Genomic DNA, 11,882 nt, shown 5'->3' on the forward strand with positions numbered 1-11,882 from the left:
GCCGACGAGTCGCCATGGTTGTTCCCCTCACCAACCGCGAAGAGTGGACACGCGATGGATGTTCGCATGCCCTTCCGGCGGGTAGTAAGTGCGGCCGGATTGGACCCGGATCTCATCGTCCGCCACACGATACGGCAATACGGCGATCACGCATCTCGTACAGGCTGGAATTGACCTGCCTACCGTCAAACGCATTAGTGGTCACAAAACGCTAGCCATGGTCGAACGATACGCGCATCAGAACGGAGCTCACGTCGCCCAAGCGATGGACAAGCTCGAGGCACGTTTCAAACAAGCGGCTTCCTAAGTATGACTGACGATGTATGCGTCAGGATTGTACGGATCGATCACGTTCCTCTCGTGAAGCAATGAAACCGACAAGCATCGACGCTGAGACGTGGGGCAGTGAATTCGCGTGTCAGAAATGCGCGCACCAGTGGGATATGAGCAAGGGGCCGCCGGTGCGCTGCGCGTTCCCTGCCGGCGTACCGGATGACATGCTATTCGGCCGGCACATGCATACGACGCCATACCCCGGCGACCACGGCATACAATTCACGCTCCACCCGAGGTACCTGCCCCCTGACGAGCAGATGCCCCGGTAGTGGCCCGCAACGCCAAGCGATTACACAGGAATTACACAGAGCAAAACGGCCTGCTTCGCGTGACGCGAGGCAGGCCGTTGTCTTTTCAGTTCTTCCGCAGTGGCTAGGGAGGGAATTGAACCCCCGACACGCGGATTTTCAGTCCGCTGCTCTACCAACTGAGCTACCTAGCCGTTCCGGCCCTTCGGGCGACGCCCCCAGGACCGGACTCCCAAGATAACCACCCCCGCTCCCCCGCCAACCCCTTGCCGGGCGCCTGCCCTCACGGCCGGCGGGTCAGCAGCAGCTCAATCGTCACCATCCAGCTCTTCCCGCCATCGCTGGACGTGCTCCCCACCTCTTTCCATTTGCCGTCACTGGTTCGCGTAATGACGAACTGGTTCACGGTCCCGGCCGCGTCGGTGTAACCCCAGGTGAACCCCTCGCCCTGTGCGGTCACCGCAAACATCTGCATCATCCCGCTGCCGCCGGCTGAGGCGAACGAGAACTTCTTCGTGGGCACATCGTAGCCCATCAAGCCGGCCGCGTCCCATACCTGCCGCGCCGCGCCATTCATCGTCATGCTGCCCCGCCCCTGAATCAACAACGCCGAGCCAAAGGCGGCCGACGTCACCGTCTCCCGTTGCGAAAGCGACATCGTGCCGCCGTTGGGCGTATGCACGGTGGCAGGTCCCTCCCACTCACCCACCAGCCACGCAAATGGCGCCATGGCGGCGCGCGCTTCCGCCTGCATGGCCGCGCGCGGGTCACCGCCGGCCGGTCGTGCCGCTTGGGCGCCGGCGGTTTGGGTAACACAGAGCAACGCGGTTAACAGCAGCCAACGCATGCGCATCATGAGAAGTCCCTCGGGACAATCGGAAACCAGCCAACTCACCGTGTTCGTGAATCCGCAATTTCACCTAGCGAGCTGTCCGCCGTCTTGAACGAATGCGTCACGCACCTCGTCCACTCAGTCCATCAACCGCTCGTGCTCAATGGTAGCCAGCCGCGCCTGCAACGCCGTGGGAGCAAATCGCGTCAATCGTGCCACCTCGCGCGTGAAATGCGCCTGATCGGCATATCCGCTCGACAGTGCCACAGCCGACCATCCGCCCACATCCGTGTCCTTGGACAACACCCGCCTGAGCGCCCCGCGCCCGCGACGCAGCACGGCAAACGCCTTGGGTGATATGCCCACACTCGCCGCAAAGCGCCGCTGCAACACACGCGCGCTCACCCCCACATCGCGCGCAATGTCGGTCATCGACCGTTGCCCGTTGGTGGCCACAATCGCCGCCACCGCGCTCCGCACCACACCATCAATGGCGTGCGATGCCACCGCGCGCGACACAATCCATGCGTCCAGCCGGGCGCGGACCGCCGCTTCGTCATCCAACAGCGCCACGTCACTCGCCATTGCCAATACGTCATCGCCCAACAGCGTGGCCGCCGGCGCACTCTGCTCACGCAATTGCGCCGGAGCAACGCCCAGCCAGAGCGCGCCCGCTTCGGGCCGGAATCGCACACCCCAGTAGCGGGCCCCCGCAAACAGCGGCACATCAAACGCGCTCTGCCGAACCCCCAGCACATGCGCGCCCACCGCGCGACCGCCCACGCACACCAGCGTCAGCGTGATGCACCCGTCCGGCCACACACGGTGCACAAATCCCTCATGTGGCAACGCGTGCACCTGAAAACTCCAATAGGTGAGCGCGATATCACGCGCCGCATCACCCGGGGCAAACTCGGTGTACACCAGCGGCCGGTCACTCACGGCCTGCTCACCCTACGACGCCGGCGTCCAGCTGGCCGTGATGATGCTTTTCAGCCCACCGCGCACATTGAAATCACCCACCACCGTCATCGACTTCGGCGTGCACGCGGCCACCAGATCATCAAGAATGCGATTCACCGCACGCTCGTAAAAGATGCCGTCGTTCCGGAAGCTCCACAGATAGTGCTTGAGACTCTTCAGCTCCAGGCACGTCGCCGCCGGCGTGTAGGTAATGCGAATGGTGGCAAAGTCCGGCGCGCCACCTTCCAGCAGCTTGAGATCCGCCGCGTCCGTCTCGATGCCACCCAATGGGCACAGTGACGTGAACTCCGTGGTCTCCATGTAAATCTCGTAACTCCGATCCGCATAGGGATTCGGAAACGATTCAAGCAGTTCGGGTCTTGGCATACTGCAAACTGCTACTGCGGGTGGGGTACATCAACTGCGGGTGGGGTACATCGACTGCGGGTGGGTACATCAACCGCGGTTCAAGTTCCTCAGCCGCTGCGACCACTCGTCCAGCAGCAGCTTCTCGGCCACCGTGAGACTGGCCATCCCGTCCGACGCGATCTTGTCCAGCACCGCATCAAGCGCCGTCGACGGCTTCTCGGCCACGGCCACTGGCGCCACGCGCGGCGTGGGAACCGGGCGCGCACGCGACACCGCGGCCTTGCTCTGCGCGACAATGTCATCCGCGTCGCGCTCGCGCGGACGCGCCGAACTCTTGGGCACCGGACGCGGGCTTTCATCACCGTAGTCGGGCGCCGGCTCGATGCGACGACGGAATCGGTCGAGACTCTGTGTGTTGGGCGCGAACAGATAGATCGCACCCGCCATCATGCCGCCGATATGCGCCGCATACGCAGTACCGCCCAGGCTGCCCTGATCGATGATTGCCATGAACACGTTCATGGCCGCCATCAGCACCACCAACCAGCGCACCTTCATCGGCAACACACCAAACAGATACACCTCGTCATCCGGCCACCGTGAGGCATACGCCACGGCCACGCCGAGTATCGCCGCCGAGGCGCCAATGAGGGTGCCACCTTCCTTCTGGAACATGTAGTGCGCGGCCCAACCGCCCAGTCCGCACCACAGGTAGAACCAGGTGAACGTGCTCGACCCCCACGCCCGCTCCACCCGCGGCCCGAACAGCCACAGCGTCCACATGTTGAGTGCCAGGTGCATCAAGCCCCCGTGCACGAACATGTACGTCCCCACCGTCCACAACGAACGCGCCGCGATATCGCCCGGCGTATAGCCCAGGGCGTTGGCCATGTTCACGTCGCCAACCAGTGTGGTCTGCACGAAGAACACACCCACGCACAGCCCAATCAGCCAATAGACGGCCGATGGTCTCCGCGAACTTTCGAATTCGTCGTACGTGGCTGTGGCCATGGCGGGAAATGGTGCCAAACGGGAACGGCGCGCGCCCCAAAGGCGGGACGTGCTAGGCGAGCGCCAGGAGGACGATGCGCTCGCACAACTCGGGAAACAAGACGCCGGCAGCCGCCGCGGCCTGTGGGATCAGACTGGTCGGCGTCATCCCCGGCAACGTGTTCGCTTCCAGACACCACGGTTGCCCCTGGGGGTCCAATCGGAAGTCGATCCGCGCGTACCCTCGCAGCTTGAGCGCCGCAAACGACCTCAAAGCCTGATCGGCCAGCTTTGACTGGATGTCCGGCGCTAGTTCGGCCACGAACTCTTCCGCCATCCCCGGCGTGTATTTGCACTCGTAGTCGTACAGCTCCTTCACCGGCTTGATCTCGATGGTCGGGAAAACTTGGGTCCCCAGAATCCCCACGGTCAGCTCGCGACCCGGCACAAACCGCTCGATCATCACCTCGTCGTCATACCGAAACGCCTGAGTGATGGCCGGCTGCAGCTCACCGGGCTCCCGCACGATCGACAGCCCCACCGTACTCCCCTGCTTGGACGGCTTCACCACCACCGGCCAGTCCAGATGCCGGCCCACTTCGTCGGGGTCCACCGTTCCCATGCCTGGCGCCGGCGCCATCAGCCAGTTGGCCGTGGCCACTCCCGCCGCGCGCAACAACACCTTCGTCAGGTGCTTGTCCATCGCCAGCGCGCTCGCCAGATGTCCGCTGCCCGTGTACCGCACGCCGGCCATATCCAGCAGCGCCTGCACCGTGCCGTCTTCGCCCTGACCACCGTGCAGCGCGATGAACACGCAATCGGCCCCGGTCACTTCGGGCATCGTTGCCAAGGTCGGTGACAGCGACTTGGACCCCAGCCCGGCCAAGGCCTCCAGCGACGGCGGCGCGCTGCCCACGCCGCTGGCCAACAGCCGACTCTCCGTCGCGCGCGACAGCACGCCCTCGGCCGGGTCGAGACAGGTCACCTCATGCCCGCGCTCCCGCAAGCCGACGGCAATCCGCAGCCCCGACGAGAGCGAGACGTCGCGCTCGGCCGATACCCCGCCCAACAAAACGGTGATGTTCATCGGCGAATTCTACACAGATTGCGCGCGGACAACCGTTCCCGTGGACGAAGCGAACCGCGAATTGCAAACCAGAACCAAGTACGCAAGAATGATTGACATTTGTATGGACATTCTTTAGAATGAACTCTGAACCTCAGTTCGACGGCTTTGACTGGGACGACGGGAATCGTGAGAAATGCCGTAAGCATGGCATCTCACCAGAGGCAATTGAGGAGCTGTTTGGCCGAGTGTTGGCAATCGCTCCCGATCCGTTCCAGAACGAGCCGCGATTTCGTGCCATTGGTCCGGCCAACGATGGTCGCATGATTTTCCTGGTGTTCACCCTGCGCTCGCGGGACAATGAGCGCCTGATCCGACCCATCAGTGCGCGATTCATGCACAGGAGAGAGATTCGTGCCTACAAAGAAGCGAATCCCCACATTCTCGAGTGATGCCGACGCCGAGGCGTTTGTCGATCGCGCTGACCTTTCGGAGTATGATCTGTCCGACTTTCAGCCCGTCAAGTTTGAGTTCCAACGAAAGTCCGCGAAGATCAACATGCGATTGCCCGAGTCGCTGCTCCAAGCCGTGAAGGCGCGCGCGGCAACGCGCGGTATTCCTTATCAGCGCTACATTCGCGAGGCGCTGGAGCGAGCGGTCAGCCCAAAGCGATAACCCGGCCAACAGCCGGCCACCACTAAATACAATGACCCTCATCCGTATTGCCGCCATCGTCGTTGCATTGATCGGCGTGTCCGTGTCGACGGCGTCCGCGCAACCCAAGGCGCCCTTGCCCCCCGAAAGCACCACCGGTCAGCGCATGCTCGAACTCGCGCGCGGCGGCGAACCGCAACGCGCCGCCTCCATCGGACACGGATATCTCGCCATGCACCCGGGCCCGCCGCGAACCGGCGCCCACTGCGCAATTCTCGTGGCCTATGCCTACGCCGACGTGCTGCTCAATCGCACCGACGAAGCGCGCGCGGCCATCGGTGTCTACGATCGCGGCTGCAAGCAACGCACCTTCCGCGACGAATTCCGCCTCGAAGCGAAACGCGTGCACCGCGTGCTGGCCGGCGAAGCGCTCACCACCGTGTATCCGACAGCAGTCCCCGCCAAACCCAAGGGACCGTAACGTCGACGCAGACTATGACGCTGACAGCTACCGGTGCATGAGATATTCCAGCACGTCGAAGCGCGTCACAATCCCCTGCACCACGCCGTCCTTCTTCATCAGCACCGCGCGGTTGCTCTTCGACAACAGCTTGGCCACGCTTTCCACCGGTTGATCACTCTCCACCACCGGGAACGGCTGATCCATCACGTCGCTCACCGTCAGGTCCAGCACTTTGGGATCGGCCAGCGACTTGGATGTCAGTTGTGATTCCGCCACGCTGCCAATGCACACCGTGCCATCCATCACCGGCGCCTGTGACACGTTGTGCAGCACCATCAGGCGAATCGCCTGACGCACCGTCGCGCCCGGTGCCACACTCACGATGGCCGGCGCGCTGCCGTCCTTGTGGCCCAGTACGGCTTCGATGCTCGTGGGCACGGCATCCAGCATCTGATTCTCGCGCATCCATTCGTCGTTGAACACCTTGCTCAGATAGCGCTCGCCGGTGTCGCACAAAAACGTCACCACGTACGCATCGGGATCGTTCAGGCGTCGCGCCACCGTCAGCGCGGCATGCGCAATCAGCCCCGCCGATCCGCCCACGAAAATCCCTTCTTCACGCGTGAGTCGACGCGCCATCGCGAATGCGTCCTTGTCATTCACCGTGATGAACTCGTCAATCACGCCCATGTCCAGCGTGGCCGGCACGCAATCCTGCCCCACGCCCTCCACCTTGTACGGCGCACCGGTAGGATGGCCCTCACCGTTCGTGCGCCACAGCTCGGCCAACACCGATCCCTGCGGATCGGCGGCGATGATCTTGATGTTCGGATTCTTCGACTTGAGATAGCGACCGACGCCGGAAATCGTGCCGCCCGTGCCTGCCGATGCCACAAAGTGCGTGATGCGGCCTTCCGATTGCTCCCACAACTCCGGACCCGTCGTCGCCATATGCGCCTCCGGATTGGCCGGGTTTTCAAACTGTCCGGCCAACACCGCGCCTGGCGTCTCCCGCACGATGCGTTTGGCCATCTGCACGTAGTTCTGCGGATGATCGGGCGGCACCGCGGTGGGCGTGATGATCACTTCAGCGCCAAAGGCCTTGAGCAGTCGCACTTTTTCCTGCGACATCTTGTCCGGCATCGTGAAGATGCACTTGTACCCTTTGAGCGCCGCGGCAATCGCCAGGCCGACACCCGTGTTGCCGCTCGTGGCTTCGACAATGATGCCACCCGGCTTGAGCGTCCCGGCTCGTTCGTGCGCCTCGATCATGGGCATCCCGATGCGGTCCTTCACACTGTCGCCGGGATTGAAAAAATCGGCCTTGCCGTACAACGGCGTGCGAATCCCCTTGGCCACGCGGGAGAGGCGGATCAGCGGTGTCCAGCCGATGGTCTCCAGGACGGATTCATAGGGACGGCGGTGGCGCAGGTGTTGTTCCTGCACGGTCGCGTCGGCAGTCAGGGTCGTGGCCATGGGCGGGAGTCGAACGAGAAAGGGGGAGAGCCAGTGTCAACCGGGGGGCCTGGGCCCTTCGGGGTGTCGGAAGTGTACCGGATACAGCAGGGCCACCGGGACTGCGGTACCGCGCCGACGCGCTGGACGGAAACGCAACTCGCGCGCTCCCGCCAGTGCCGCCGAATCGAAAGCCGAAATCCCCGACGACTGGTCGATTCGTGTGCTGTCGGTCACCACACGACCCTCCGCATCCACAAACAGGCGGAGGGTCACGTTCCCTTCCATCCGACCCAGATACTGCGCGACGGGATACTGAAAGGGCAGCGATGTGTTCATCATCTGCGGGGGATCATCGGGTGGGTCGGCTTGCCACCACCCGGTACTGGTCGAGCGACCCGAGCGGCTGCGTTCGGAACAGGCAGGCGTGACAAGGGTCGTGACAAGGGTCAGCACCATCAGTCCGATAGAACAACGATGCCTCGCGCACCATCGGCGCCGCGAGACCGGTAGTCCGAACACCACATGGCACATGCTGGAATGTACAACTTCATCGCGGCGTCAGCGGTATCATTCGCGAAGCGTCGTGACGCCCTTCATACCGTTCGCCGGTGGTTTCGCATGGCCCGTGAGGCTCGCGCTGTTCCGCACACTATTCTGACGCCCTCGCACCTGATGCGTCTGGCGTTGCTGGTCGTCATCCTCGCCGCCTGCCGCAAGGATTCGCCAACCGGCCCCAGCGCAACACCGGCCGCGCTTCGCCTGCAGGGTGGCAGCGGCCAGACGGCCACCGTGGGCACCGTACTCGCCACACCCCTCTCCGTCGTGGTCACTGATGCCTCGGGCAAGGCCGTCTCCGGAGCCCGGGTTGACTGGGACGTTGGCGTTGGCGCCGGCACCACCGCACCCTCATCGGCCACCAGCAACAGTAGCGGGGTCGCGCAAACCACATGGACGCTGGGCACCGTCGCCGGTACGCTGCGCGTATCCGCCCAAGTGGGTGGCCTGACGCCGGTGGTGTTCACCGCCACGGCTCTTCCGGGCGCCGCCGCGATCGTGGTCACCACGCCCGACCGCGCCTACCTCGGTGTGGGAGACACCATTCGCATTCGCGCCGCCGCCCGTGACCAGTTCGGCAACGATGTGAGCGCACAATCCATCAACTTCAGCGCGCCCGACCCCACCGTGGCCACCGTGAATGGCACCGGACTGGTCACGGCTATCGGACAGGGGATTGGACGCATCGTGGCCGAAGCAGGGGGCAAAGCCGACACCGTCGCGGTCACCGTCGGACCACCCGGTTCATCAGTGTGTGGACCGGTTGCCGCTCGGACATTGGCACTCGGCGAGGTGTTCTCGCCCGACCCGGACGCCGCCGGTACCCGCGCCTGCCTTTCGGCGCCTGTCGGCGTGAACGCCGAATACGCGCTGACCCTCATCTCTACGAGTGCCTCGTTTAGTACAGTGACGTCCATAGACGTCTTTTCCACCGGCAACAGCGGGCCTACCACGGCCGCCATCTCGGCCGACGCCGCAGGACTGCGGACAACGCCAGACCTGCCCACGGTTGACACCGATCTGCAAATGACGCGTCGGGCCGAGTCCGATGAGCCCCGATTGGCGGAACTCGAACGGCGCACCGTTGAGCGTCGGGAACTCTCGCCGTTGGTGGATGCGGCACGGTCGTGGCATGCGGAGCACCAGGGAGCGGCGGCGTTCACCAGTCTCGCCGACCTCAACGTCGGCGACGCCATCACGCTCAACGCCAACGCCAACAAGGCGTGCAGCGAACCCGTCAATCGCGTCTCGCGCGTTACGGCCGTGGGTGAAAAGTCCATTGTGGTGGCCGACAATGAAAACCCCACAGGTGGCTACACCGACGCCGAATACGCGTCCATTGCCGCCACGTTCGACACGCTGATCTTCCCGATGGACACCACCGCCTTCGGTGCGCCGACAAACGTAAGTGGTCGTGGCAAGGTCATCCTGTTCTACACACGCTCCGTGAACTCGCTGACCCCGCCATCCACCAACAGCTACACCATCGGCGGATTCTTCTTCGCGCGCGACCTGTATCCCAAGACCGCGCGCAACGGCCTTGCCGCGTGCGCGGCATCGAACGAAACGGAAATGTTCTACCTGCTCGTGCCCGACCCCGACGGTACGGTCAACAACAACAAGCGTTCCAAGTCCGAGGTCACCACGCTCAACCTCGGCACCATTGCCCACGAATTCCAGCATCTCATCAATTCCGGTCGCCGTCTGTACGTGAACACCACAGCGGTCCCCAACGAAGAGACATGGCTGGACGAGGGACTCGCGCATACGGCCGAGGAATTGCTGTACTATCGCATTTCGGGTTTCACCTCGCGCCAGAATCTGACGCTCGCGCAGGTCTCGCAGCAATCGACGCTGTTCAGCAGCTACGCGTCGCAGAATTTCTCGCGCTTCTACACGTATCTCATCAATCCCGAACTCAATTCGCCGTACGCGCCCAACGATTCGCTGGCCACGCGCGGGGCCACCTGGAATTTCCTGCGCTTCGCCGCGGGCCGACAGCCATCTGGTGAAGCCGCGTTCTATCGCGCGCTGGTGAATTCCACCACCTCGGGACGCACGAATCTGTCGAATGTACTGGGCGGCACCGCACAGTTTGCCGACTACCTGCGCGACTGGACCGTGTCGCTCATCGCCGACGATTTCAGCACGGCGACAACCGCCGCCCTAGACGTCCGCTACGTGTTCCCGGCCTGGAATTTCCGCAGCATCTTCCCGGGACTTCGGTTTGGTGGCGGCTCTCCGCTGGGCGTCTATCCCATCAATGCGCGATCGCTCCAAAGCGGCGCTCCGCAACGCATCACCCTGGCCGGCGGCACCAGCAGCTATGTCCGTTTCGGCCTGCCGTCAGGCCGCAGCACGCTGGTAAGCCTGTCGTCAAACGGCGTATCGCTGCCCAGCACCATGCGCTACGCGATCGTAAGGCTTAGATAGTACTGAGACTTCAACTCCTTCGCTTGAGCCGGATCTCAAACAGCTTCGGCCAGTACTTGCCGGTCACGAAGTAGCGATCCTTGGCGGCGTCGTAGGCGATGCCGTTCAGTACATCTTCCTTGCCTGCTCGATCCATTGCGGGCAAAATCCCGGACAAGTCGATCCAACCGACCACCTGGCCAGTCTTGGGATCGATGCGCGCGATCTGGTCGCTCTGCCACACGTTGGCCCACAGTTCGCCCTTGATCCATTCCAGCTCATTGAGCTGCGTGACGTCCGTGCCGTGATCGGTGACGGTAAGACTCTTCTGCACGGCAAACGTCTTCGGATCGCGCCACCGAATGGTGGGTGTACCATCGCTCATGATCAGCGAGGTCCCGTCGGTGGTGAGGGCCCATCCTTCGCCCTCGTACGCGAACTCGCCCTTGGGGGCAAACGTCTTCCAGTCGAACATGAACGCCTTGCCGTCTTTCCAGGTCAGTTCATAGAGCACATCACCAATAATCACGATGCCTTCGCCGAAGTACGGCTTGGGCAGGTCGCGCTTGCGCAGCACACGACCGGACACGAGATCAACCTCGCGAATGCTCGACGTGCCGATTTCACCGGTGCTCTCGAACAATCGGCCGTCATGAATGAACAACCCCTCGGTGAACGCGCCCGGATCGTGTGGATAGGTCGCGACCACCTCAAAGGCGTACGTCGGTGTGCGCGCGGGCGTCGTGGAATCCGAAACCACCGCACTGTCGGCAGCTGGCACCTCCTTGCCACATGCGCCGAAGGCACCCGCCGTGGCGATGAACCCGACCGTGGCCAGTAACACCGCCACGGCAGCGGTACGGGAACGACGCATTGCGGACAGGATGGCCATGAAACGCTCGGGCGTGAACTGAGAGATGCGGGCGGCGAGACTGGAAGCTACTGCGAGCGGGTCGCTGAGGGTAACGGGTGCGCGTGCGTCTCGACCCACCCGCGAAGTGCACGGAGCAGCGCCACCAGATCGCCCAACTGATGATTGGCATTGAGTCCGCTGGGGCTGGGCAGCACCCACAGCGCGGTCTCGCCAAGCCCATCGGTCTGCAGACCCAACAGGGCCTTGGGTCGCGCAAACGCCACGCGATAGGCGCCGATCCCCAGAAACGCAATGACGCGCGGATGGTATTGCGTCGCCATCGCCCGCAAGCGTTCACCACCCGCCACGTACTCAGCCGCTGTCAACTCCGCGGCGGTAGCTGTGGTACGCGACACCATGTTCGTGATGCCGATGCCAAGAGGGAGCAGTTCGCGCTCTTCCCACGGGGCGAATTGTCGTGGTGTAAAGCCCGCGCCGTGCAGCGCCGGCCAGAAGCGATTGCCCGGTCGTCCGAAATGATGTCCCAATGCCGCGGTATACAGGCCGGGATTGATGCCGCAGAACAGCACACGCAAATCCGGCGCAATAAGATCTGGCACGGTGCGATCAACAGCGGCGGCCAGTTCGGCTTTCGTTGGCTTCTTCGGTGCACCCATCGTGGA

14 protein-coding genes and 1 tRNA gene are annotated in these 11,882 nt (G+C 63.4%); 5 read left to right on the forward strand and 10 right to left on the reverse strand.

Translation table 11 applies throughout. From position 1 onward, the window contains the following. Nucleotides 1-88: 88 nt before the first annotated feature. Nucleotides 89-307: a tyrosine-type recombinase/integrase gene (locus tag IPP90_12610; GenBank protein ID MBL0171550.1), complete on the forward strand. Its 219-nt coding sequence runs from the start codon at nt 89-91 to the stop codon at nt 305-307. A gap of 398 nt (nt 308-705) precedes the next feature. On the opposite strand, the gene IPP90_12615 is transcribed toward IPP90_12610, so the two are convergent. The 6 genes from IPP90_12615 to IPP90_12640 all read right to left on the reverse strand — a co-directional run bounded on the left by IPP90_12615 (nt 706) and on the right by IPP90_12640 (nt 4,825). Then, nucleotides 706-778, reverse strand: a tRNA-Phe gene (locus IPP90_12615). An 89-nt stretch (nt 779-867) separates the two neighbouring features. Beyond that, the gene (locus tag IPP90_12620; GenBank protein MBL0171551.1) at nt 868-1,437 is read right to left on the reverse strand and encodes a hypothetical protein; all 570 of its coding nucleotides are present in this window, start codon (nt 1,435-1,437) and stop codon (nt 868-870) included. A gap of 117 nt (nt 1,438-1,554) precedes the next feature. Continuing rightward, on the reverse strand, nt 1,555-2,358 hold the full coding sequence (locus IPP90_12625; protein MBL0171552.1) for a helix-turn-helix transcriptional regulator: 804 nt from the start codon (nt 2,356-2,358) through the stop codon (nt 1,555-1,557). 12 nt (nt 2,359-2,370) lie between these two features. Further along, on the reverse strand, nt 2,371-2,766 hold the full coding sequence (queF, locus tag IPP90_12630) for a preQ(1) synthase (GenBank protein ID MBL0171553.1): 396 nt from the start codon (nt 2,764-2,766) through the stop codon (nt 2,371-2,373). Between the two features lie 69 nt (nt 2,767-2,835). Next, on the reverse strand, nt 2,836-3,759 hold the full coding sequence (locus tag IPP90_12635) for a rhomboid family intramembrane serine protease (GenBank protein MBL0171554.1): 924 nt from the start codon (nt 3,757-3,759) through the stop codon (nt 2,836-2,838). A 52-nt stretch (nt 3,760-3,811) separates the two neighbouring features. Beyond that, nucleotides 3,812-4,825 carry a D-alanine--D-alanine ligase gene (locus IPP90_12640; protein ID MBL0171555.1) on the reverse strand — a complete coding sequence of 338 codons (1,014 nt, stop codon included), beginning with the start codon at nt 4,823-4,825 and terminating at the stop codon, nt 3,812-3,814. Nucleotides 4,826-4,944: 119 nt separating this feature from the next. Here IPP90_12640 and IPP90_12645 point away from each other — a divergent pair, with 119 nt between their 5' ends. From IPP90_12645 to IPP90_12655, 3 genes are read left to right on the forward strand one after another with little or no spacing between them, the layout of a single operon-like run. Continuing rightward, nucleotides 4,945-5,256, forward strand: coding sequence for a BrnT family toxin (locus IPP90_12645; GenBank protein MBL0171556.1), 312 nt, complete (start codon nt 4,945-4,947; stop codon nt 5,254-5,256). Next, a complete protein-coding gene (locus IPP90_12650) occupies nt 5,219-5,479 on the forward strand; it encodes a BrnA antitoxin family protein (protein ID MBL0171557.1) in 261 nt (86 codons plus the stop codon). The genes IPP90_12645 and IPP90_12650 overlap by 38 nt, the downstream gene beginning before the upstream one ends. 31 nt (nt 5,480-5,510) lie before the next feature. Continuing rightward, the gene (locus IPP90_12655) at nt 5,511-5,939 is read left to right on the forward strand and encodes a hypothetical protein (protein ID MBL0171558.1); all 429 of its coding nucleotides are present in this window, start codon (nt 5,511-5,513) and stop codon (nt 5,937-5,939) included. Between the two features lie 27 nt (nt 5,940-5,966). Here the strand turns inward: IPP90_12655 and IPP90_12660 are convergent, their stop codons facing one another. Together IPP90_12660 and IPP90_12665 are read right to left on the reverse strand one after the other, a co-directional pair. Then, the gene (locus IPP90_12660) at nt 5,967-7,397 is read right to left on the reverse strand and encodes a pyridoxal-phosphate dependent enzyme (GenBank protein ID MBL0171559.1); all 1,431 of its coding nucleotides are present in this window, start codon (nt 7,395-7,397) and stop codon (nt 5,967-5,969) included. Between the two features lie 36 nt (nt 7,398-7,433). Further along, a complete protein-coding gene (locus IPP90_12665) occupies nt 7,434-7,715 on the reverse strand; it encodes an energy transducer TonB (GenBank protein ID MBL0171560.1) in 282 nt (93 codons plus the stop codon). Between the two features lie 186 nt (nt 7,716-7,901). Here IPP90_12665 and IPP90_12670 point away from each other — a divergent pair, with 186 nt between their 5' ends. Next, nucleotides 7,902-10,367 (forward strand): hypothetical protein, encoded by a 2,466-nt coding sequence (locus IPP90_12670; GenBank protein MBL0171561.1) that lies wholly within the window; start codon nt 7,902-7,904, stop codon nt 10,365-10,367. Between the two features lie 10 nt (nt 10,368-10,377). Here the strand turns inward: IPP90_12670 and IPP90_12675 are convergent, their stop codons facing one another. After that, nucleotides 10,378-11,238, reverse strand: coding sequence for a glutaminyl-peptide cyclotransferase (locus IPP90_12675; GenBank protein MBL0171562.1), 861 nt, complete (start codon nt 11,236-11,238; stop codon nt 10,378-10,380). A gap of 47 nt (nt 11,239-11,285) precedes the next feature. After that, on the reverse strand, nt 11,286-11,876 hold the full coding sequence (gene mug, locus IPP90_12680; protein MBL0171563.1) for a G/U mismatch-specific DNA glycosylase: 591 nt from the start codon (nt 11,874-11,876) through the stop codon (nt 11,286-11,288). Nucleotides 11,877-11,882: the final 6 nt, after the last annotated feature.

This window comes from Gemmatimonadaceae bacterium (assembly GCA_016720905.1).
Lineage (GTDB): Bacteria > Gemmatimonadota > Gemmatimonadetes > Gemmatimonadales > Gemmatimonadaceae > Gemmatimonas.

Bases quoted from the DNA above. Each gene is read 5' to 3' on its own strand.
- IPP90_12645 (MBL0171556.1), top strand. From the start codon at position 4,945: ATGAACTCTGAACCTCAGTTCGACGGCTTTGACTGGGACGACGGGAAT.
- IPP90_12635 (MBL0171554.1), bottom strand. From the start codon at position 3,759: ATGGCCACAGCCACGTACGACGAATTCGAAAGTTCGCGGAGACCATCG.
- IPP90_12660 (MBL0171559.1), bottom strand. From the start codon at position 7,397: ATGGCCACGACCCTGACTGCCGACGCGACCGTGCAGGAACAACACCTG.
- IPP90_12655 (MBL0171558.1), top strand. From the start codon at position 5,511: ATGACCCTCATCCGTATTGCCGCCATCGTCGTTGCATTGATCGGCGTG.
- IPP90_12665 (MBL0171560.1), bottom strand. From the start codon at position 7,715: ATGAACACATCGCTGCCCTTTCAGTATCCCGTCGCGCAGTATCTGGGT.
- IPP90_12620 (MBL0171551.1), bottom strand. From the start codon at position 1,437: ATGCGCATGCGTTGGCTGCTGTTAACCGCGTTGCTCTGTGTTACCCAA.
- IPP90_12670 (MBL0171561.1), top strand. From the start codon at position 7,902: ATGGCACATGCTGGAATGTACAACTTCATCGCGGCGTCAGCGGTATCA.
- IPP90_12640 (MBL0171555.1), bottom strand. From the start codon at position 4,825: ATGAACATCACCGTTTTGTTGGGCGGGGTATCGGCCGAGCGCGACGTC.
- queF (MBL0171553.1), bottom strand. From the start codon at position 2,766: ATGCCAAGACCCGAACTGCTTGAATCGTTTCCGAATCCCTATGCGGAT.
- mug (MBL0171563.1), bottom strand. From the start codon at position 11,876: ATGGGTGCACCGAAGAAGCCAACGAAAGCCGAACTGGCCGCCGCTGTT.
- IPP90_12675 (MBL0171562.1), bottom strand. From the start codon at position 11,238: ATGGCCATCCTGTCCGCAATGCGTCGTTCCCGTACCGCTGCCGTGGCG.